Origin of the sequence: Variovorax terrae, from assembly GCF_022809125.1 — a bacterium.
Lineage (GTDB): Bacteria > Pseudomonadota > Gammaproteobacteria > Burkholderiales > Burkholderiaceae_C > Variovorax_A > Variovorax_A terrae.
Genome location: NZ_JALGBI010000002.1, coordinates 431,617 through 448,064 on the forward strand (window position 1 = coordinate 431,617; position 16,448 = coordinate 448,064).

23 protein-coding genes are annotated in these 16,448 nt (G+C 67.3%); all 23 read left to right on the top strand.

Annotation, left to right across the window (positions count from 1 at the left end; translation table 11 throughout):
* The first annotated feature begins 54 nt into the window (after positions 1-54).
* The 23 genes from MMF98_RS17435 (at position 55) to MMF98_RS17545 (ending at position 16,395) form a co-directional block, all read left to right on the top strand.
* A complete protein-coding gene (locus MMF98_RS17435) occupies positions 55-879 on the top strand; it encodes an ABC transporter ATP-binding protein (protein WP_243308012.1) in 825 nt (274 codons plus the stop codon).
* A complete protein-coding gene (gene mlaE, locus MMF98_RS17440) occupies positions 876-1,658 on the top strand; it encodes a lipid asymmetry maintenance ABC transporter permease subunit MlaE (protein ID WP_243308013.1) in 783 nt (260 codons plus the stop codon). Before MMF98_RS17435 ends, mlaE begins: the two co-directional genes overlap by 4 nt.
* Positions 1,659-1,671: 13 nt before the next feature.
* On the top strand, positions 1,672-2,160 hold the full coding sequence (mlaD, locus tag MMF98_RS17445; protein ID WP_243308014.1) for an outer membrane lipid asymmetry maintenance protein MlaD: 489 nt from the start codon (positions 1,672-1,674) through the stop codon (positions 2,158-2,160).
* Positions 2,157-2,930, top strand: coding sequence for an MlaA family lipoprotein (locus tag MMF98_RS17450; protein WP_243308015.1), 774 nt, complete (start codon positions 2,157-2,159; stop codon positions 2,928-2,930). Before mlaD ends, MMF98_RS17450 begins: the two co-directional genes overlap by 4 nt.
* Before the next feature lie 112 nt (positions 2,931-3,042).
* Positions 3,043-3,681, top strand: a complete 639-nt coding sequence (locus MMF98_RS17455) for an MlaC/ttg2D family ABC transporter substrate-binding protein (RefSeq protein ID WP_243308016.1) — start codon at positions 3,043-3,045, stop codon at positions 3,679-3,681.
* Positions 3,682-3,684: 3 nt separating this feature from the next.
* Positions 3,685-3,957, top strand: a complete 273-nt coding sequence (locus MMF98_RS17460; protein ID WP_243308017.1) for an STAS domain-containing protein — start codon at positions 3,685-3,687, stop codon at positions 3,955-3,957.
* 77 nt (positions 3,958-4,034) lie between these two features.
* The gene (locus MMF98_RS17465) at positions 4,035-4,958 is read left to right on the top strand and encodes an ABC transporter ATP-binding protein (RefSeq protein ID WP_243308019.1); all 924 of its coding nucleotides are present in this window, start codon (positions 4,035-4,037) and stop codon (positions 4,956-4,958) included.
* A gap of 10 nt (positions 4,959-4,968) precedes the next feature.
* A complete protein-coding gene (locus MMF98_RS17470) occupies positions 4,969-5,724 on the top strand; it encodes an ABC transporter permease (RefSeq protein WP_243308022.1) in 756 nt (251 codons plus the stop codon).
* 108 nt (positions 5,725-5,832) lie between these two features.
* The gene (locus MMF98_RS17475) at positions 5,833-6,075 is read left to right on the top strand and encodes a BolA family protein (RefSeq protein ID WP_243308023.1); all 243 of its coding nucleotides are present in this window, start codon (positions 5,833-5,835) and stop codon (positions 6,073-6,075) included.
* 5 nt (positions 6,076-6,080) lie between these two features.
* Complete coding sequence (gene murA / locus MMF98_RS17480; RefSeq protein ID WP_243308025.1) at positions 6,081-7,346, top strand: UDP-N-acetylglucosamine 1-carboxyvinyltransferase; 1,266 nt, start codon at positions 6,081-6,083, stop codon at positions 7,344-7,346.
* Positions 7,343-7,984 (top strand): ATP phosphoribosyltransferase, encoded by a 642-nt coding sequence (gene hisG / locus MMF98_RS17485; protein WP_243308027.1) that lies wholly within the window; start codon positions 7,343-7,345, stop codon positions 7,982-7,984. The genes murA and hisG overlap by 4 nt, the downstream gene beginning before the upstream one ends.
* 24 nt (positions 7,985-8,008) lie before the next feature.
* Complete coding sequence (gene hisD / locus MMF98_RS17490) at positions 8,009-9,376, top strand: histidinol dehydrogenase (protein WP_243308028.1); 1,368 nt, start codon at positions 8,009-8,011, stop codon at positions 9,374-9,376.
* Positions 9,373-10,530 (top strand): histidinol-phosphate transaminase, encoded by a 1,158-nt coding sequence (gene hisC, locus MMF98_RS17495; RefSeq protein WP_279343715.1) that lies wholly within the window; start codon positions 9,373-9,375, stop codon positions 10,528-10,530. The genes hisD and hisC overlap by 4 nt, the downstream gene beginning before the upstream one ends.
* Positions 10,527-11,123, top strand: coding sequence for an imidazoleglycerol-phosphate dehydratase HisB (gene hisB / locus MMF98_RS17500; protein WP_243308029.1), 597 nt, complete (start codon positions 10,527-10,529; stop codon positions 11,121-11,123). Before hisC ends, hisB begins: the two co-directional genes overlap by 4 nt.
* Positions 11,124-11,167: 44 nt before the next feature.
* The gene (gene hisH / locus MMF98_RS17505; RefSeq protein ID WP_243308030.1) at positions 11,168-11,824 is read left to right on the top strand and encodes an imidazole glycerol phosphate synthase subunit HisH; all 657 of its coding nucleotides are present in this window, start codon (positions 11,168-11,170) and stop codon (positions 11,822-11,824) included.
* A 24-nt stretch (positions 11,825-11,848) separates the two neighbouring features.
* Entirely contained in the window at positions 11,849-12,592 is a 744-nt protein-coding gene (hisA, locus tag MMF98_RS17510; protein ID WP_243308031.1) for a 1-(5-phosphoribosyl)-5-[(5-phosphoribosylamino)methylideneamino]imidazole-4-carboxamide isomerase, read from the top strand.
* Positions 12,585-13,448 (top strand): D-hexose-6-phosphate mutarotase, encoded by an 864-nt coding sequence (locus tag MMF98_RS17515; RefSeq protein WP_243308032.1) that lies wholly within the window; start codon positions 12,585-12,587, stop codon positions 13,446-13,448. Before hisA ends, MMF98_RS17515 begins: the two co-directional genes overlap by 8 nt.
* 52 nt (positions 13,449-13,500) lie before the next feature.
* Positions 13,501-14,280, top strand: coding sequence for an imidazole glycerol phosphate synthase subunit HisF (gene hisF / locus MMF98_RS17520; RefSeq protein ID WP_243308033.1), 780 nt, complete (start codon positions 13,501-13,503; stop codon positions 14,278-14,280).
* Positions 14,277-14,867 (top strand): type 2 periplasmic-binding domain-containing protein, encoded by a 591-nt coding sequence (locus MMF98_RS17525; RefSeq protein ID WP_243308034.1) that lies wholly within the window; start codon positions 14,277-14,279, stop codon positions 14,865-14,867. The genes hisF and MMF98_RS17525 overlap by 4 nt, the downstream gene beginning before the upstream one ends.
* A 25-nt stretch (positions 14,868-14,892) precedes the next feature.
* Entirely contained in the window at positions 14,893-15,282 is a 390-nt protein-coding gene (gene hisI, locus MMF98_RS17530) for a phosphoribosyl-AMP cyclohydrolase (protein ID WP_243308036.1), read from the top strand.
* Positions 15,283-15,289: 7 nt separating this feature from the next.
* The gene (locus MMF98_RS17535) at positions 15,290-15,658 is read left to right on the top strand and encodes a phosphoribosyl-ATP diphosphatase (protein WP_243308038.1); all 369 of its coding nucleotides are present in this window, start codon (positions 15,290-15,292) and stop codon (positions 15,656-15,658) included.
* Positions 15,655-16,008, top strand: a complete 354-nt coding sequence (locus tag MMF98_RS17540; RefSeq protein ID WP_243308040.1) for a DUF4870 family protein — start codon at positions 15,655-15,657, stop codon at positions 16,006-16,008. Before MMF98_RS17535 ends, MMF98_RS17540 begins: the two co-directional genes overlap by 4 nt.
* 27 nt (positions 16,009-16,035) lie before the next feature.
* Positions 16,036-16,395, top strand: coding sequence for a histidine triad nucleotide-binding protein (locus tag MMF98_RS17545; RefSeq protein ID WP_243308041.1), 360 nt, complete (start codon positions 16,036-16,038; stop codon positions 16,393-16,395).
* Positions 16,396-16,448: the final 53 nt, after the last annotated feature.

Below are 16,448 nucleotides of genomic sequence, written 5' to 3' on the forward strand. Positions count from 1 at the left end.
TGGCCGCTATCCCTTATCATCCAAAAGCCGGACCGCATCCGGCTTTTGTCATTCATGGACTCTCCCCGCGCAGAATCATTGGTAGAACTTCACGACCTTAGCTTTGGCTACGGCGATCGCCTGATCCTGGACGGCATTTCCCTCACCGTGCCGCGTGGCAAGGTGACGGCATTGATGGGCGCTTCCGGGGGCGGCAAGACCACGGTGCTGCGCCTGATCGGCGGCCAGGTGCGTGCCCAGCAAGGCGCGCTGTTGTTCGACGGGCAGGATGTCGGCCGCCTCGACCAGGCCGGTCTGTATGCCGCGCGCCGTCGCATGGGCATGCTGTTCCAGTTCGGCGCCCTGTTCACGGATCTGAGCGTGTTCGACAACGTGGCTTTTCCCTTGCGCGAGCACACCGATCTGTCCGAGTCCCTGATCCGCGACGTTGTGTTGATGAAGCTCAATGCCGTGGGCTTGCGTGGCGCGCGCGACCTGATGCCCAGCGAGGTGTCGGGTGGCATGGCGCGCCGTGTCGCGCTGGCGCGCGCCATCGCGCTGGACCCGGAATTGGTGATGTACGACGAGCCGTTTGCCGGCCTCGATCCGATCTCGCTGGGGACGGCGGCGCGCTTGATCCGGCAGCTCAACGACACCATGGGGCTGACCAGCATCGTGGTGTCGCACGACCTCGACGAAACCTTTCACATTGCCGACCAGGTGATCGTGCTGGCCAACGGCAAGATTGCGGCCCAGGGCACGCCCGATGAGGTGCGGCACAGCAGCGACCCGCTGGTGCACCAGTTCGTCAATGCGCTGCCCGACGGCCCGGTGCGTTTCCACTATCCCGGCGCCAGCGTTGCGCAGGATTTCGGACTGGGCCGGGGGGAGGCGCCATGAGCTGGTACAAGCCGTCCGACGTCGGTCTCGCCACCCGCTCCAAGCTGGCGGACATCGGCCATGGCGCGCAGCTGTTCATGCGCCTGCTGGCCTTGCTGGGCCCGAGTTTCAGGCGGTTCGGCCTGATCCGCGACCAGATCCACTTCCTGGGCAACTATTCGCTGGCCATCATCACCGTGTCGGGCCTGTTCGTGGGCTTCGTGCTCGGGCTGCAAGGCTACTACACGCTGCAGCGCTACGGTTCATCCGAGGCGCTGGGGCTGCTGGTGGCCCTGAGCCTGGTGCGCGAGCTGGGCCCCGTGGTGACCGCGCTGCTGTTCGCGGGCCGCGCCGGCACGTCGCTCACGGCGGAGATCGGCCTCATGAAGGCCGGTGAGCAGCTCAGCGCCATGGAAATGATGGCGGTCGACCCGGTGCGCCGCATCCTGGCCCCCCGCTTCTGGGGGGGCGTGATCGCCATGCCGCTGCTGGCGGCCGTGTTCAGCGCGGTCGGCATCATCGGCGGCTGGGTGGTGGGCGTGCTGCTGATCGGCGTGGATGCGGGGTCTTTCTGGAGCCAGATGCAGGGTGGCGTCGATGTCTGGCGCGATGTGGGCAACGGCATCATCAAAAGCGTGGTGTTCGGCTTCACGGTGACCTTTGTGGCCCTGCTCCAGGGCTTCGAGGCGCAGCCGACGCCCGAGGGGGTGTCGCGCGCCACCACGCGGACGGTGGTGGTAGCGTCCCTGGCGGTTCTGGGTCTGGATTTCATCCTGACCACCATGATGTTCAGTATTTGAAGGAGAGTGTCGTATGCAACGCTCCAAGAGTGATGTGTGGGTAGGTCTGTTCGTGTTGATCGGTGCGGTGGCCATCCTGTTCCTGGCCTTGCAGTCGGCTAACCTGCTGAGCCTTAGTTTCCAGTCCACCTACCAGGTCGCGGCCAAATTCGATAACATTGGCGGCCTCAAGCCGCAGGCGGCGGTGAAAAGCGCGGGCGTGGTCGTGGGGCGTGTCGAGTCGATCACGTTTGATGACAAGTCTTTCCAGGCCCGCGTGACGCTGGCGCTGCAAAGCCGCTATGCTTTTCCGAAGGACAGCTCGCTGAAAATCCTGACCAGCGGCCTGTTGGGCGAGCAATACATTGGGGTGGAGGCTGGTGCAGACGAGAAGAACCTCGTGGCCGGCGACATCATCAAGACCACGCAATCGGCCGTGGTGCTGGAAAACCTGATCAGCCAGTTCTTGTACAGCAAGGCGGCGGATGGAAGCGCTTCTCAAGGGACGACAAGCAAGAAATGACAAGAATTCCGTGCGGAAACATTCGACAACAAACCGCTCGCTACGCCCGCAACACGGGCGCCGCCCTGGCGGCGCTCGGCCTGCTGGCGGGCTGCGCCAGCGGGCCCAATGCCAATCCACGTGACCCGCTGGAGCCGCTCAACCGCAGCGTCTCCAACTTCAACGAGGGCGTGGACAAGGTCCTGCTCAAGCCGGTAGCCACCGCCTACCGGGAAGTCACGCCCGGCGTGGTGCGGACCGGTGTCAACAATTTCTTTGGCAACCTGGGCGATGCGTGGTCGTTCGTCAACAGCGTGCTGCAGCTCAAGGGGCAGAATGCCGCCGAGAACTTCATGCGGTTCAGCTTCAACACGGTGTTCGGTTTCGCCGGTGTGCTGGACATCGCCAGCGAGATGAACATCGAGCGCCACAAGGAAGATTTCGGCCAGACCCTGGGCCGCTGGGGCGTTCCGGCGGGGCCCTACGTGGTGCTGCCGATCTTCGGGCCGTCGACGCTGCGCGACACGGTGGCGCTGCCGGTGGATACCCGCGGGGACATCGTTCGCCATGTCGACCATGTTCCCACACGCAACTCGCTCTATGCGCTGTGGGCGGTGGACAAGCGGGCCACCCTGCTGCGCGCCAGTTCGGTGCTGGATGAGGCGGCGCTCGACAAATACAGCTTCACGCGCGATGTCTATCTGCAGCTGCGCCGCAGCGAAATCTATGATGGCAAGGATCCGGCCGACGGCAAGGACCCGGGCGACAGCACGAGCCCGCCCGCCAAGTAGGTGTTGCATGCTGTTGCAAACAGGCAACGGGCCCGTCGGAACCGGTCCGCGCCGGGTCGTTCCAACGCGTTAAGAAATCACGGGGGAAGTCCCCCGGTTCGGAAAGGAAACCATGAACCGTCGTCATCTGGGCCAATGGGCCGCCAGCCTTGCCGTGGCATTGACCCTGGCTACACCGCTCGCGCATGCCGCCGACGAGGCGCCGGACGCCCTCATCAAGCGCTTGTCCACGGACGTGCTGGAAACCATCAAGGCCGACAAGACCATCCAGGCCGGGGACAGCTCCAAGATCATCGGGCTGGTCGATACCCAGATCATGCCGAACGTGAACTTCCAGCGCATGACGGCCTCCGCCGTCGGTCCGGGCTGGCGCCAGGCCACGCCGGAGCAGCAAAAGCGCCTGCAGGAGGAGTTCAAGACCCTGCTGGTGCGCACCTATTCCGGGGCACTGGCCCAGGTCAATGACCAGACCATCACCGTCAAGCCCCTGCGCGCCGCCGCGGACGACACCGAGGTGACGGTGCGCACCGAGATCAAGGGCCGTGGCGACCCGATCCAGCTCGACTACCGGCTGGAAAAGACGCCGGGCCAGGGCGCAGGCTGGAAAATCTTCAACCTCAACGTGCTGGGGGTGTGGCTGGTGGAAACCTACCGTAGCCAGTTCGCGCAGGAAATCAACGCCAAGGGCATCGACGGCCTGATTGCCACGCTGGCCGAGCGCAACAAGGCCAACGCCGCGAAGAAGGGCTGAGCGGTGCTGGTCCTGCCCGTCGAACTGACGCAGCAGCAGGCCGCAGCCTGCTCGCGCATGCTGCAGCAGGGGCTGCGCTCCCAGCCGCAGTCGGTCGTGGTGGCGGATGCCACGGCCCTGACCCGCTTCGACTCGTCGGCGCTGGCGGTGCTGCTGGAATGCCACCGCGAGAGCCTGTCCCAGGGCAAGACCTTTGCCGTGAAGGGCCTGCCGCCGCGGCTGCGCGAACTGGCCACGCTGTACGGCGTGGCCGAATTGCTGCCCGCCGCGGCCTGAGAATCCCGCGGCTTGGCGAGGCTGCTGCGCCGGCGCCAAGCGGGCGGCGGGGCCAGCCCGTAAAATCACGGGCTCCCATGCCCGCCATCTCCTTCCAGTCCGTCTCCAAAACCTACTCCACCGCCAAAGGCCCTTTCAAGGCGCTGGATGGCGTGAGCTTCGATATCGAAGAGGGCGAGTTCTTCGGCCTGCTCGGCCCCAACGGGGCGGGCAAGACCACGCTGATCAGCATCCTGGCCGGCCTGGCGCGCGCCACCGGCGGCAGGGTCACGGTCCAGGGCCATGACGTCCAGGCCGACTACGCCCAGGCGCGCCGCCAGCTCGGCGTGGTGCCGCAGGAGTTGGTGTTCGATCCGTTCTTTAGCGTGCGCGAAGCCTTGCGCATCCAGTCCGGCTATTTCGGCATGAAGCACAACGACGCCTGGATCGACGAGCTGCTTGAGAACCTGGGCCTCGCGGACAAGGCCGACGCCAACATGCGCCAGCTCTCGGGCGGCATGAAGCGGCGCGTGCTGGTGGCGCAGGCGCTGGTGCACAAGCCGCCGGTGATCGTGCTGGACGAACCCACGGCCGGCGTGGACGTGGAGCTGCGCCAGACGCTGTGGCAGTTCATCGCCCGGCTCAACAAGCAGGGCCACACCGTGCTGCTGACGACCCATTACCTGGAGGAGGCCGAGGCGCTGTGTCACCGCATCGCGATGCTCAAGACCGGCCGCGTGGTGGCGCTGGACCGCACCAGCGAGCTGCTCAAGTCGGCCTCCAGCAACGTGCTTCGCTTCAAAATTGATAGCAAACTTCCGCGGCAGCTTGCGGACATGGCGCGTATTACAGGCCGAATCGTGCAGTTTCCGGCCCACAGCGCGCGCGAGATCGAGCAGTACCTGGCCGCCGTGCGCGAGGCGGGCCTGCATGCCGAGGATGTGGAAATCCGCAAGGCCGATCTGGAAGACGTGTTTCTCGATGTCATGGCCGCCGAGCATCCGCTGCGGATGGCCGTATGAAAGCAGTCCCATGAGCGGTTGGCAAACCCTGTTCTACAAGGAAGTGCTGCGCTTCTGGAAGGTCAGCTTCCAGACCGTGGCGGCACCGGTGCTCACCGCCGTGCTCTACCTGATGATCTTCGGCCATGTGCTGGAGGACCACGTGAAGGTGTTCGGCACGGTGAGCTACACGGCCTTCCTGGTGCCGGGGCTGGTGATGATGAGCGTGCTGCAGAACGCCTTCGCCAACAGCTCGTCCTCGCTGATCCAGAGCAAGATCATGGGCAGCCTGGTGTTCGTGCTGCTGACGCCGCTGTCCCACTGGAGCTGGTTTTTCGCCTACGTGGGCTCGTCGGTCGCGCGCGGGCTGGCGGTGGGCACCGGGGTGTTCATCGTGACGGCCCTGTTCGCCAAGCTGAGCTTCGTGGCGCCGCTGTGGATCCTGGCCTTCGCCGTCCTGGGCGCCGCCATCCTGGGCGCGCTGGGGCTGATTGCCGGGCTGTGGGCCGAGAAGTTCGACCAGATGGCCGGCTTCCAGAACTTCATCATCATGCCGATGACCTTCCTGTCCGGCGTGTTCTATTCGATCAACTCGCTGCCGCCGTTCTGGCAGGGCGTGAGCCACCTGAACCCGTTCTTCTACATGATCGACGGCTTTCGCTACGGCTTCTTCGGCGTGAGCGACGTTTCGCCCTGGCTGAGCCTGGGCATCGTCAGCGCCGCGCTGGTGGTGGTCAGCGCCATTGCCGTGCACCTGCTGCGCATTGGCTACAAAATCAGAGGATGATGACCTACCCCCGAAGCGCCTGCAGCGCCTCCCCCTCGAGGGAGCGCAACCAGCGGCCCGGCGGAGCCGGTTCCGCGGCTGGTGCGGTTTTGCTCGAGATGGATCCTCATGACTGCTGACGAACTCAAGTCCATCATCGCCGCGGGCCTGCCCTGCGAGCACCTCGAACTCGACGGCGACGGCCGCCACTGGAGCGCCGTCATCGTGTCGGCCGAATTCGAGGGCCGGCGGCTGATCCAGCGGCACCAGCGGGTCTATGCCACGCTGGGTGCGAGAATGCATACCGACGAGGTCCATGCCCTGTCGATGAAGACGTTCACGCCCGCCGAGTGGGCAACCCAACCACACTGATTTTCATGGACAAGTTACTGATTCGCGGTGGCCGCCAGCTCCACGGCGAAGTCCGGATTTCCGGCGCCAAGAATGCCGCGCTGCCCGAGCTGTGCGCCGCGCTGCTCACCGCCGAGGCGGTCACGCTGCAGAACGTGCCGCGCCTGCAGGACGTGGCGACCATGCTCACGCTGGTGCGCAACATGGGCGTGGGCGTCGAGCGTGACGACCACGGCACCGTGCGCCTGGACGCCAGCACGCTGACCTCGCCCGAGGCGCCCTATGAGCTGGTCAAGACCATGCGCGCCTCGGTGCTGGCGCTCGGGCCGCTGCTGGCGCGCTTCGGCGAGGCCACGGTCTCGCTGCCCGGTGGCTGCGCGATCGGCTCGCGTCCGGTGGACCAGCACATCAAGGGCCTCACGGCCATGGGCGCCGAGATCCTGGTCGAGCACGGCTACATGATCGCCAGGCTGCCCAAAGGCTGGAAGCGCCTCAGGGGCGCGCGCATCGCCACCGACATGGTCACCGTCACGGGCACCGAGAACCTGCTGATGGCCGCCACCCTGGCCGAGGGCGAGACCATCCTGGAAAACGCCGCCCAGGAGCCCGAGATTCCCGACCTGGCCGAGATGCTCATCAGCATGGGCGCGCAGATCGAGGGCCATGGCAGCAGCCGCATCCGCATCCAGGGGGTCGACAAGCTGCACGGCTGCACCCACCAGGTCGTGGCCGACCGCATCGAGGCCGGTACTTTCCTGTGCGCCGTGGCCGCCGCCGGCGGCGACGTGCTGCTGCGCCACGGCCGGGCCGACCACCTGGACGCGGTGATCGACAAGCTGCGCGAGGCTGGCGCCCAGGTGCAGGCGGTGGACGGCGGCATCCGCGTGCAGGCCCAGGGCCGGCTCAAGGCACAGAGCTTTCGCACCACCGAGTACCCGGGCTTTCCGACCGACATGCAGGCCCAGTTCATGGCGCTCAACGTGATCGCCGAAGGCACTTCCACGGTGACCGAGACCATCTTCGAGAACCGCTTCATGCACGTCAACGAGATGCTGCGCCTGGGCGCGAAGATCCAGACCGACGGCAAGGTCGCGGTGATCGAGGGCGTGGACAAGCTCTCGGGCGCCACCGTCATGGCCACCGACCTGCGCGCCTCCGCCAGCCTGGTGATTGCCGGCCTGGTGGCCGAAGGCGAGACCCTGGTGGACCGCATCTACCATCTGGACCGCGGCTACGATCAAATGGAAGCCAAGCTGCGCGGCATCGGTGCTGAAATCGAGCGAGTCAAATGATTACCCTAGCCCTGTCCAAAGGACGCATCTTCGACGAGACCCTGCCGCTGCTCAAGGCCGCCGGCATCGAGGTGCTCGAAGACCCGGAAAAGTCGCGCAAGCTGATCCTGCCGACCAACCAGCCCGACGTGCGCGTGGTGCTGGTGCGCGCCACCGACGTGCCCACCTATGTGCAGTACGGCGGCGCCGACCTGGGAGTGACCGGCAAGGACACCCTGATCGAGCATGGCGGCCAGGGCCTGTACCAGCCGCTCGATCTGCAGATCGCCAAATGCCGCATGAGCGTGGCGGTGCGCGCCGATTTCGACTATGCCTCGGCCGTGAAGCAGGGTTCGCGCCTGAAGGTCGCCACCAAGTACACCACCATCGCGCGCGACTTCTTCGCCACCAAGGGCGTGCACGTGGACCTGATCAAGCTCTACGGCAGCATGGAACTGGCGCCGCTCACCGGCCTGGCCGACGCCATCGTCGACCTGGTGTCCACCGGCAACACGCTCAAGGCCAACCACCTGGTGGAGGTCGAGCGCATCATGGACATCACGTCGCGCCTGGTGGTCAACCAGGCCGCGCTCAAGCTCAAGCAGGCGCCGATCCGCGCGATCATCGATGCCTTTGCCGGCGCCATTGGAAAAAACTGAAACAGCACGCGAAAATTGAATGCTATGGATTTGGTAGCTGCTCCCGCCCGCCTGTCAACGACCTCGGCCACTTTCGAAGCTGAATTCAAGGCGCGCTTGCACTGGTCGGCCGACACCGACGCGGCCATCGAGCAGCGCGTGGCCGACATCCTGGCCGACGTGCAGCGGCGCGGCGACGAGGCGGTGCTCGACTACACGCGCCGCTTCGACGGCCTCGAAGCCGCCGCGCTGAAGGACCTGGAACTGTCGCAGGCCGACTTCAAGGCCGCGTTCGACTCGCTGCCCGCCGCGCAGCGCGCGGCCCTGCAGGATGCCGCGGCACGCGTGCGCCTGTACCACGAGGCACAGAAGAAGGCTTGCGGCGAGAGCTGGAGCTACCGCGACGAGGACGGCACCCTGCTGGGCCAGAAAGTCACGCCGCTGGACCGCGTGGGCATCTACGTGCCCGGCGGCAAGGCCGCCTATCCGTCGAGCCTGCTGATGAACGCCATTCCCGCCCATGTGGCCGGCGTGGGCGAGATCATCATGGTGGTGCCCACGCCGGCCAAGGGCAGCGTGGCCACCGGCGGCGCCGGCGGCCAGTCGTCCGGCAAGGGCGAGCGCAATGTGCTGGTGCTCGCCGCCGCCCACGTGGCCGGCGTCACGCGCGCCTTCACCATCGGCGGCGCGCAGGCCGTGGCCGCGCTGGCCTACGGCACGCAGACCGTGCCCGCGGTGGACAAGATCACCGGCCCCGGCAATGCCTATGTGGCGGCCGCCAAGCGCCGCGTGTTCGGTACGGTGGGCATCGACATGATCGCCGGCCCGAGCGAGATCCTGGTGCTGGCCGACGGCAGCACGCCGCCCGACTGGGTGGCGATGGACCTGTTCAGCCAGGCCGAGCACGACGAGCTGGCCCAGAGCATCCTGCTGTGCCCCGACGCGGCCTACATCGCCGCCGTGCAGGCCGAGATCGACCGCCTGCTGCCGCAAATGCCGCGCGCCGCGATCATCGCCAAGTCGCTGAACGGCCGCGGCGCGCTGATCCACACCCGCAGCATGGAAGAGGCCTGTGCCATCAGCAACCGCATCGCGCCCGAGCATTTGGAGGTCTCCAGCCGCGAGCCGCACCGCTGGGAGCCGCTGCTCAAGCACGCCGGCGCCATCTTCCTCGGCGCCTACACCAGCGAAAGCCTGGGCGACTACTGCGCCGGTCCGAACCACGTGCTGCCCACCAGCGGCACGGCGCGCTTTTCCAGTCCGCTCGGCGTCTACGACTTCCAGAAGCGCAGCAGCCTGATCGAGGTCAGCGAGGCCGGTGCGCAGAAGCTCGGCCTGATCGCCGCCGAGCTGGCCTATGGCGAAGGCCTGCAGGCCCATGCCCAGGCGGCCGAGATGAGGCTCAAGCGATGAGCGCGGGCGAGGCCGTGAGCGCCGCCGGGCCGTCCCAAGGCGTGAAGGCCCCCTCGGGGAGCAGCGCAGTCCATGCAGTGGCCAGCGTGGGGGCGCGTATCTTTCGCCAGGACGTGCAGTCCATGCACGCCTATGCCGTGCAGGACTCGACCGGCCTGCTCAAGCTCGACGCCATGGAGAACCCGCACCGCCTGCCACCTGCGCTGCAGGCCGAGCTGGGCGCGCGGCTGGGCGCGCTGGCGCTGAACCGCTATCCCGGCGAGCGCGTCAACGACCTGCGCCGCGCGCTGGCCGCCTACGCGCAGATGCCCGAGGGCTTCGACCTCATGCTGGGCAACGGCTCGGACGAGCTGATCTCGCTGCTGGCCATGGCCTGCGACGTCCCGGGGGCGAGCATCCTGGCGCCCGTGCCCGGCTTCGTGATGTACGCCATGAGCGCGCAGTTGCAGGGCCTGCGCTTCCATGGCGTGCCGCTGACCGCCGACTTCGAGCTCGACGAGGCCGCCATGCTGGCCGCCATCGAGGCGCACCGCCCGGCCATCACCTACCTGGCCTACCCGAACAACCCCACGGCCAACCTCTGGGACGACGCTGCGATCGAGCGCATCGTCACGGCCGTGGGCCGCCAGGGCGGGCTGGTCGTGATGGACGAGGCCTACCAGCCGTTTTCCAGCCAAAGCTACATCGGCCGCATCGCGCGCCACGGCCACGTGCTGCTGATGCGCACCCTGAGCAAGTTCGGCCTGGCCGGCGTGCGCATCGGCTACCTGATGGGGCCGGCCGCGCTGGTGGCCGAGCTGGATAAGGTGCGCCCGCCCTACAACATCAGCGTGCTCAACGCCGAGACGGCGCTGTTCGCGCTCGAGCATGCCGAGGTGTTTGCAGCCCAGGCCCGGGATCTGCGGGCGCAGCGCGCCGTCATCCTCGACGCGCTGGCGGCGCTGCCGGGCGTGCGGGCCTGGCGCAGCGACGCCAACATGGTGCTGGTGCGCGTGCCCGATGCCGCCAAGGCCTTCGAGGGCATGAAGGCGCGCAAGGTCCTGGTCAAGAACGTTTCTAAAATGCATCCATTGCTGGCCAATTGCCTGCGCCTGACCGTCGGAACGGCCGACGAGAACGCGCAGATGCTGGCCGCCCTCCAGGCATCCCTATGAGCACACCACGCACCGCGGACGTCACCCGCAACACGGCCGAAACCAGGATCACCGTCAAGCTCAACCTCGACGGCACGGGCCAGGCCCGGCTGCACACCGGCATCGGCTTTTTCGACCACATGCTCGACCAGATCGCGCGCCACGGCCTGATCGACCTGGACATCGACTGCCAGGGCGACTTGCACATCGACGGCCACCACACGGTGGAAGACGTGGGCATCACGCTCGGCCAGGCGGTGGCCAAGGCCGTGGGCGACAAGAAGGGCATCCGCCGCTACGGCCATGCCTACGTGCCGCTGGACGAGGCGCTGTCGCGCGTGGTGATCGATTTCTCGGGCCGCCCGGGGCTGGAGTTCCACGTGCCCTTCACCAGCGGCATGATCGGCACCTTCGACAGCCAGCTCGCCTACGAGTTTTTCCAGGGCTTCGCCAACCACGCCTTCGTCACGCTGCACATCGACAACCTCAAGGGCGTCAATGCCCACCACCAGTGCGAAACCGTGTTCAAGGCCTTTGCGCGGGCGCTGCGCGCCGCGCTGGAGATCGATCCGCGCGCGGCAGGCTCCATTCCCTCGACCAAAGGCACTTTGTAGAATGGTTTTGCCCCAAGGTCCTTGTCACACGGTCATTTGAAGCTATGAAAACTGTAGCAGTCGTCGATTACGGCATGGGCAACCTGCGCTCCGTCTCGCAGGCCGTGCAGGCCGCGGCAGAGGGCAGCGGCTACGAGGTGATCGTGACGGCGCGGCCCGAGGCGGTGCGCGCCGCCGAGCGCGTGGTGCTGCCCGGCCAGGGCGCGATGCCCGACTGCATGCGCGAGCTGCGCGAGTCGGGCCTGCAGGACTCGGTGCTCGAAGCCGCGGCGGGCAAGCCGCTGTTTGGCGTCTGCGTGGGCATGCAGATGCTGCTGGACCGCAGTGACGAGGGGCCCGAGGGCGTGGGCACCCCGGGCCTGGGCCTGATCCACGGCGAGGTCGTCCGGTTCGAGCTGGCCGGCCGGCTGCAGCCCGACGGCAGCCGCTACAAGGTGCCGCAGATGGGCTGGAACCAGGTGCGCCAGGCACGGCCGCACCCGGTGTGGGGCGAGGTGCCCGACAACAGCTACTTCTATTTCGTGCACAGTTTCTACGCCCGACCGTCTGATGCGCGCCACAGCGCGGGCGAGGCCGACTACGGCGGACGCTTTACCGCGGCGATTGCACGCGATAATATTTTTGCCACCCAATTCCACCCAGAGAAAAGCGCAGACCACGGCCTGGCCCTCTACCGCAATTTTCTGCACTGGAACCCCTGATTCCCTCTCTGATGCTCCGGCACCATGCTTCTCATTCCCGCGATTGATCTCAAAGACGGCCACTGCGTGCGCCTCAAACAGGGCGACATGGACCAGTCCACCACCTTCGGTGAAGACCCGGCCGCCATGGCGCTGAACTGGATCGAGCAGGGCGCGCGCCGCCTGCACCTGGTCGACCTGAACGGCGCCTTCGCGGGCAAGCCGCAGAACTACGCGGCCATCAAGTCCATCCTCAAGGCCGTGGGCGACGACGTCCCGGTGCAGCTCGGCGGCGGCATCCGCGATCTCGACACCATCGAGAAATACATCGACGGCGGCATCAGCTACGTCATCATCGGCACGGCCGCCGTCAAGAACCCCGGCTTCCTGAAGGACGCCTGCACGGCGTTCGGCGGCCACATCATCGTCGGCCTGGACGCCAAGGACGGCAAGGTCGCCACCGACGGCTGGAGCAAGCTCACCGGCCACGAGGTGGTGGACCTGGGCAAGAAGTTCGAGGACTACGGCGTCGAATCCATCATCTATACCGACATCGGCCGCGACGGCATGCTCAGCGGCATCAACATCGAAGCCACCGTCAAGCTGGCGCAGGCGCTCACCATTCCGGTGATCGCCTCGGGCGGGCTGTCCAACCTGGCCGACATCGAGAAGCTGTGCGCCGTCGAGGGCGAGGGCATCGAAGGCGTGATCTGCGGCCGCGCCATCTACAGCGGCGATCTCAATTTCGCCCGGGCACAAAGCCGCGCCGACGAACTCGGCAATGCCTGAATCCGGCGCCGCCTGGCGGCTGGAGGAGTTCCGGGGCCAGCCCTGCGTTGGCCTGCACCTGGGAGAGCACGATTCCGTGCGCGTGGCCCTGCATGGCGCCCAGGTGCTGTCCTGGGTGGCCCACGGGGCCGAGCGCCTGTACCTGAGCCCGCGGGCCGTGTTCGACGGCCACGGTGCCATCCGCGGCGGCGTTCCCGTCTGCTTTCCCCAGTTCAACGACCGCGGTCCGCTGCCCAAGCATGGCTTCGCGCGCAACCAGCGCTGGGCGCTGGCGGCCGAGCCCGGCGGGTCGGCGCCCGATGCTTTGCGCGCCGTGTTCCGCCTGCAGGATTCGCCCGCCAGCCGGGCCCTGTGGCCGCATGCGTTCACGCTCGAGCTGGAGCTGCTGCTGCACCCGGGCCGGCTCGACCTGGTGCTGACGGTGCACAACACCGGCGCGCAGGCGCTGGCGTTCACGGCCGCGCTGCACACCTACCTGGGCGTGGCGCAGGTCGCCGCGGCCGAAGTGCAGGGCCTGGACGGCGCAGCCTGCTGGGACGCGCTGAGCGGCGAGCGCTCGCTGCAGCGCGGTGCCATCGCCTTTGCCGGCGAGTTCGACCGCGTGTACGCCGCGGCTGCGGCGCCGCTGCGCCTGGCGCAGCCTGGCATCGCGCCCCTGGAGATCGCGCAAAGCGCGAGCTGGGCCCAGACCGTGGTCTGGAATCCCGGCGCGCTCAAGAACGCCTCGCTGGCCGACATGCCCGCCGACGGCTACCAGCACATGGTCTGCATCGAAGCCGCCCAGGTGGAGTCACCCATCGCACTGGCGGCCGGCGCGCAATGGCAGGGCTGGCAGCGCCTGTCCGTGCCGGCCTGATCCGGGTTCAGGGCGGCGCCCTCGTCCTGTGAGCGGGCTCTAGAATCCTCCCATGCTTGCCAAACGAATCATTCCCTGCCTTGACGTGACCGGCGGCCGCGTGGTCAAGGGCGTCAACTTCGTCGAATTGCGCGATGCCGGCGACCCGGTGGAGATCGCCGCGCGCTACAACGAGCAGGGCGCCGACGAGCTGACCTTTCTCGACATCACCGCCACCAGCGACGGCCGCGATCTGATCCTGCCGATCATCGAGGCCGTGGCCTCGCAGGTCTTCATTCCGCTGACCGTGGGCGGCGGCGTGCGCACGGTGGAAGACGTGCGCCGGCTGCTCAACGCCGGGGCCGACAAGACCAGCTTCAACTCGGCGGCCATTGCCAACCCGCAGGTGATCGCCGACGCCTCGGCCAAGTACGGCGCCCAGTGCATCGTGGTGGCCATCGACGCCAAGCGCCGTTCCGAGGACGAGGCCCTCACGCGCGGCCCGGGCTGGGACGTCTACAGCCATGGCGGGCGCAAGAACACCGGTCTGGACGCCGTGCAGTGGGCCGTCGAGATGGTCCGCCGCGGCGCGGGCGAGATCTTGCTCACCAGCATGGACCGCGACGGCACCAAGTCCGGCTTCGACCTCGCGCTCACGCGAGCCGTGAGCGACGCCGTCAGCGTGCCGGTGATCGCCTCGGGCGGCGTCGGCAACCTCGACCATCTCGCCGATGGCATCCAGACCGGCGGCGCCGACGCCGTGCTGGCGGCGAGCATCTTCCACTACGGCGAGTACACCGTGGGCCAAGCCAAGCAGCGCATGGCCGAACGCGGCATCCCGGTGCGCCTGTGATCGGTTTCGTCACGCTGGGGCCGCCGGGCAGCAACCACGAGTGGGTGACCCGGCGCTATTTGGCGCTGCAGGGCGTGGACGGGCGGGCCCGCATCGACCTGGTGGCCGGTTTCGACGAGGGCGCCGCCCGCCTGATCGCCGGCAGCGCGGACTTCATGGTCCAGTGTGCCGCCCATCCCGACACCGCGGCCATCGTGGGGCGCTACCGCCGCCAGCTGTTCGTGGTCGACACCTTCATCTCGCCGAGCCAGGAACTGGCGGTGGTGAGCCGCCGGGACGCGGCCGCGCCGCGCGCGCTGGCCCTGCAGCCCGCCACCCGCGACTACGTGGACACGCGGCGCTGGGAGGTGCTGCGGCCCGAGCCCACCGTCAGCGCCGTCGGCCAGGGGCTGCTGGACGGGCGGCACGAGGCCGGCATCGCGTTCGCGCAGCTGGCCGTGGAGCATCCCGAGCTGCTGCGGGTGGACGAATTCATCGGCACGGTGGACGACGCCTGGATCGTCTACGGCTGCGAACCGGTGGCGCGGGGCGCCCTGGTGGCCTGGCCCGACAGCCCGGCGGCGCAGCGCCTGCGTCGCATGGGGTGACACACAAATCGCCGACAATAAGGCCATGGACTGGCTCAATGAAGTGAAATGGGATGCGCAGGGATTGATCCCGGTGATTGCGCAGGAACTCGGCAGCAACGACGTGCTGATGTTCGCCTGGATGAACCGCGAAGCCCTGCAGAAGACGGCCGAACTCGGCCGCGCGGTCTACTACAGCCGCTCGCGCGGCAAGCTCTGGTTCAAGGGCGAGGAATCGGGCCATGTGCAGACCGTGCACGAGATCCGGCTGGACTGCGACAACGATGTGGTGCTGCTCAAGGTCACCCAGCTCGGCCACGAGCCCGGCATCGCCTGCCACACCGGCCGCCACAGCTGCTTCTTCCAGCTCTACCGGGATGGCGCCTGGCAGGCAGTCGAACCGGTCTTGAAAGACCCGGAATCCATCTACAAGTAACAACGGTATGAGCTCGAACGACTCCCTGGCGCGCCTGGCCGCCGTCATCGAAAGCCGCAAGCCTGCCAATGGCGGCGACCCCGGGACCAGCTATGTGTCGCGCCTGCTGCACAAGGGGCCCGACGCCTTTCTCAAGAAGATCGGCGAGGAAGCCACCGAGGTCGTGATGGCGGCCAAGGATGCCGACCATGGCGGCGATGCCGCCAAGATCGTCTACGAGGTGGCCGACCTGTGGTTCCACACCCTGGTCGCGCTGGCCCACTACGGCCTGTCGCCGGCCGACGTGATCGCCGAGCTGGAGCGCCGCGAAGGCACCAGCGGCATCGAGGAAAAGGCCTTGCGCAAGGCGCAGCTGCGCGAAGGAGCGGGCGAATGAGCGAAACTGACTTCAGCCGGTTCGATGCCAAGACCCCGAACGACCGCACCGTGATGCATGTGCTGTACGGCCTGCACACCATTGCCTGGGCCAGCATGGGCACGCTGGCCGTGATCGCGCTGATCGTCAACTACGTCAAGCGCGGCGAGGAGCAGGACGCGCTCTACCTGAGCCACCACAACTACATGATCCGCACCTTCTGGTGGACCATCCTGGCGCTGGTGGTGGCGTCGCCCCTGTGGCTGCTGTTCCTGCTGCCTGGGGCGGCGGCCTATACCCTCATCGGCCTGTGGTACCTGTACCGCTGCATCCGGGGCTGGCTGCGCTTTGCCGACGGCAAGCTGGCCTGACCTCTTTCCCTTTCGCCCATCCCAGACATGACTGCCGACCCCCACTGCATTTTCTGCAAGATCGTCGAAGGCCAGATCCCTTCGCGCAAGGTGTATGAAGACGACGAGCTGTTCGTCTTCCACGACATCCACCCCTGGGCGCCGGTCCATTTCCTGATGGTGCCGAAGCTGCACATCCCGTCCATGGCCCAGGTCGGGCCCGAGCAGGCCGGCCTGCTGGGCCGCATGATGGCGCTGGCGCCGAAACTGGCGCTGCAGGAGGGCTGCCGGCCCTATCCCGAAGGCGGCTTCCGCATCGTGGTCAACACCGGCGCCGAGGGCGGGCAGGAGGTCCACCACCTGCACGTCCACGTCATGGGCGGCCCGCGGCCCTGGCTCAAGGGTTGACGGAAGGGTTAATCCCGCCGAACTCTGACCGCCGACTAAAATCCAATCAATTC

Excerpts from the sequence above, each read along its gene's own strand:
- MMF98_RS17435 (WP_243308012.1), top strand. The coding sequence starts at position 55 with ATGGACTCTCCCCGCGCAGAATCATTGGTAGAACTTCACGACCTTAGC.
- mlaE (WP_243308013.1), top strand. The coding sequence starts at position 876 with ATGAGCTGGTACAAGCCGTCCGACGTCGGTCTCGCCACCCGCTCCAAG.
- mlaD (WP_243308014.1), top strand. The coding sequence starts at position 1,672 with ATGCAACGCTCCAAGAGTGATGTGTGGGTAGGTCTGTTCGTGTTGATC.
- MMF98_RS17450 (WP_243308015.1), top strand. The coding sequence starts at position 2,157 with ATGACAAGAATTCCGTGCGGAAACATTCGACAACAAACCGCTCGCTAC.
- MMF98_RS17455 (WP_243308016.1), top strand. The coding sequence starts at position 3,043 with ATGAACCGTCGTCATCTGGGCCAATGGGCCGCCAGCCTTGCCGTGGCA.
- MMF98_RS17465 (WP_243308019.1), top strand. The coding sequence starts at position 4,035 with ATGCCCGCCATCTCCTTCCAGTCCGTCTCCAAAACCTACTCCACCGCC.
- MMF98_RS17470 (WP_243308022.1), top strand. The coding sequence starts at position 4,969 with ATGAGCGGTTGGCAAACCCTGTTCTACAAGGAAGTGCTGCGCTTCTGG.
- MMF98_RS17475 (WP_243308023.1), top strand. The coding sequence starts at position 5,833 with ATGACTGCTGACGAACTCAAGTCCATCATCGCCGCGGGCCTGCCCTGC.
- murA (WP_243308025.1), top strand. The coding sequence starts at position 6,081 with ATGGACAAGTTACTGATTCGCGGTGGCCGCCAGCTCCACGGCGAAGTC.
- hisG (WP_243308027.1), top strand. The coding sequence starts at position 7,343 with ATGATTACCCTAGCCCTGTCCAAAGGACGCATCTTCGACGAGACCCTG.
- hisD (WP_243308028.1), top strand. The coding sequence starts at position 8,009 with ATGGATTTGGTAGCTGCTCCCGCCCGCCTGTCAACGACCTCGGCCACT.
- hisC (WP_279343715.1), top strand. The coding sequence starts at position 9,373 with ATGAGCGCGGGCGAGGCCGTGAGCGCCGCCGGGCCGTCCCAAGGCGTG.
- hisB (WP_243308029.1), top strand. The coding sequence starts at position 10,527 with ATGAGCACACCACGCACCGCGGACGTCACCCGCAACACGGCCGAAACC.
- hisH (WP_243308030.1), top strand. The coding sequence starts at position 11,168 with ATGAAAACTGTAGCAGTCGTCGATTACGGCATGGGCAACCTGCGCTCC.
- hisA (WP_243308031.1), top strand. The coding sequence starts at position 11,849 with ATGCTTCTCATTCCCGCGATTGATCTCAAAGACGGCCACTGCGTGCGC.
- MMF98_RS17515 (WP_243308032.1), top strand. The coding sequence starts at position 12,585 with ATGCCTGAATCCGGCGCCGCCTGGCGGCTGGAGGAGTTCCGGGGCCAG.
- hisF (WP_243308033.1), top strand. The coding sequence starts at position 13,501 with ATGCTTGCCAAACGAATCATTCCCTGCCTTGACGTGACCGGCGGCCGC.
- hisI (WP_243308036.1), top strand. The coding sequence starts at position 14,893 with ATGGACTGGCTCAATGAAGTGAAATGGGATGCGCAGGGATTGATCCCG.
- MMF98_RS17535 (WP_243308038.1), top strand. The coding sequence starts at position 15,290 with ATGAGCTCGAACGACTCCCTGGCGCGCCTGGCCGCCGTCATCGAAAGC.
- MMF98_RS17540 (WP_243308040.1), top strand. The coding sequence starts at position 15,655 with ATGAGCGAAACTGACTTCAGCCGGTTCGATGCCAAGACCCCGAACGAC.
- MMF98_RS17545 (WP_243308041.1), top strand. The coding sequence starts at position 16,036 with ATGACTGCCGACCCCCACTGCATTTTCTGCAAGATCGTCGAAGGCCAG.